The sequence below is a fragment of the uncultured Thiodictyon sp. genome (genome assembly GCF_903828115.1).
GTDB lineage: Bacteria > Pseudomonadota > Gammaproteobacteria > Chromatiales > Chromatiaceae > Thiodictyon.
In genome coordinates, this window is the sequence record NZ_CAIKKU010000155.1 from 1 (window position 1) to 2,584 (window position 2,584).

1 protein-coding gene is annotated in these 2,584 nt (G+C 68.6%); it reads right to left on the bottom strand.

Translation table 11 applies throughout. From position 1 onward, the window contains the following. Window positions 1-353: 353 nt before the first annotated feature. Complete coding sequence (locus tag QZY48_RS05665) at window positions 354-2,339, bottom strand: tetratricopeptide repeat protein (protein WP_295428851.1); 1,986 nt, start codon at window positions 2,337-2,339, stop codon at window positions 354-356. Between the last annotated feature and the right edge of the window lie 245 nt (window positions 2,340-2,584).

Here is a 2,584-nt window from a genome sequence, read left to right on the forward strand (position 1 = left end):
CGCGCGGCCGGTGCTTTGACGCTGTCGAAGGCTGTCCACATCCGCTGTGGCCGCTTCTGTGGATATCCTGTGCCCAACGCGGCGCGCCCCCCGCCTGACCAGCGGGTTAGCAGGGTCGGCTAAAGTTTTGCCGCACCTCGTGCCGGCGGTGGCCGGCAACCGCAGCGAAACGGCGGCGCCCTCCCCTGCTTTATCGTCGGTTGGGTCAAGCGTGCCGGCCGCTGTTGCGTCTGTCCTGACGGCCATCGATGACAGTCCGGCCGTCCTGGAGGCTGGCTAGCGTTGGCATCTCCACGGCTTCACGTCGAACGGATTGGCATCCGAACGTACAGCCCAGGGCCGCCGTACTCTCGCTACACCCTGCCTGGCCTTTTGGAGCCTGGCAACAAGGACCTGACGGTCTCCAGCAAACGCCCCCCGGCGGTGGCGCGTGCCACGCGCGCCTTGGCCACGGCGAGCAGGCGCTGGTCATTATCGGTTTCGACCATCTGCTCCAGGCTGGCCATCAAGGTGTCGGCAGACGCGTCGTCACCCTGGGCGCGGTTCAACATGGCCATGGTACCGTAGAGGGCAAAGGCCTCCTGGATGTGGAGCCGCGGGCGTAGCGCGAGGCCAGCCAGCAACTCTTTGGCTGCCTCCCACTCCCCGTCCCCGATCAGGAGATCAGCCAGGTTGCAGCGCGCAAAGAGATAGTCGGGATGGGCCGCGATCACCCGGTGCAAGAGCTCCCGCTCCTCGCTGTCGCGACCCTGACGGGCGCGGATCGCCGCCAGATTACCCAGCGCGATTTGATAGTCTGGGACGCGCCGCAGAATGGCTTGGAGTCGCGCCTCGGCGGCGACGAGATCGCCGTCGCGCATCAGGGTGCGGGATTGTTCGAGCAGTAGCTGGAGGTCCTCCGGCAGATCGGGTAGGACCGGCGCGCGATAGATCTCGGTCGCGATGAGCTTGACCTCGCTCAATGCCTTGCCGTCCCAGTAGCAGAGGGTCTCGTCGGCCCCGCTCAGACCGGCCTCGCGCAGGGCGTGCAGCAACCCGCGGCGCTCTTGGGCGGTACCGACCGGCAAACACGCCAGGTCCCGGACGATGGCGGCCGCGTGCCGTTCGGGCTGACCGCCCGCGGGGGGCTGGGCCACGGACGCGCGCTTCAACCGATGCTTCAACAGTTGCGCGGCGAAGGTCCGTAGGCTCGCGTCGCCAGCCAGGTAGATCGTCTCCAGATAGGCGTCGCTGGCAGTCAGCTCATCGAGCCGGGCATTCAGGTGCGTAGCGCCCGCCGCGTGCAGTCGATGTACCCAACCGACGGGGAGCATGTGGCTCCACTCGAACAGGGCCGGATAGGCCGGGGGCGCGCCATCGCGTTGCAGGGCGGCCAGGTTCTCCGCGGCGGTCGTGAGCCCCGGGCGCTGCGCCAGGGCCTGCCGCCACAGCGCCCGCGCCTGGTCGGCGTCGCCGAGCCGACTGGCCGCCCCGCCTCCCTGTTGGAGCCGTTCGGCCAACAGCGGACCGTTCTCACCAGCGGCCCAAACCGCCTGGCCTGAACGCTGAAAGGCGTCCCAGGCGGCTTGGTCCTCATGGATCAGCAGCAGGCCGGCGACCTGGCCGTAGGCATCCTCGGCACGCCGCGCCTGGGCCTGGGCCAAGGGGACAGCCAAGCCCCTGGCGCCGGTCTCGTCGCCCAGATACAGCCGCAGCCGCAGCGCCCAGTCGAGGGCGAAGAGGTTGCCCCCGTCGTGCTGCCAGGCGTCCAGAAAGGCGGTCAGCGCCTCCTCAATGCGGCCCACATGAAAAAGGGCGAACCCCCGATTGTTGCGGGCCGAGGTGATGGCGACACCATCGAGCAACCACGCCGCGCCCGCGAAGTCATGGGCCTCCAGATGCAGCTGGCCGATGTCGAACTGCTCCGCCTGTGCGCGGGTCGCCGCGGTCCCGTCGGGCTGCTGCAGCATCTCGGCCAGGCCCGCAGGGCTAATGCGGGAGGCCCCAGCCAGGGCACCCAATTCCCGCAGCCGGTCCGCGACCCGGCAAGCCAACAGGAGGTGATGGCCCTCGATCGCGAACTCGTAGAGTGCCTCTAGGGCGCGTGCGCTCCGGGGCCGGCGTTCTGCCCACTGGTAGGCGGCCAGGGTGGCCGCAGCCCGACTCTCGCCCTGGTCCAGGGCATCCAGCAGCAGCCGGTTGGCGCCGCCATGATCGGGGAAGTGCTGCACCAGGGTGCGAGCGCGCGCGATGGCCCGCGGATAGTCCCGGGCACCCAGCAGGCGCTCCACGGCCTTGATTTGGGCCGGCGCGGGCAGCCCGCCCTTCGTCTGGCGGGTATTGGAGGGCTGTTTCGACACCGCGGTTATTCCTATGGTCTGGTGTTGTAGAGCCCCCTACTGTAACGCGGGCGGACGTTCGGCGACGGCAAACCCGCGTAAGAGCCTCATCGGTGGCATCGACCCAGGTCAAAGCCATCTTTGAGCCGACGCAAGAAGTCGTCCCCGGAGGCAACCCCGTTCGGCAGCAGGTAGCAGGCATCGTTGTTGACCAGCGTGTACGGGACTACCAGGTGTGCGGGCGATCCAGCGAGCCAATAGGGTAG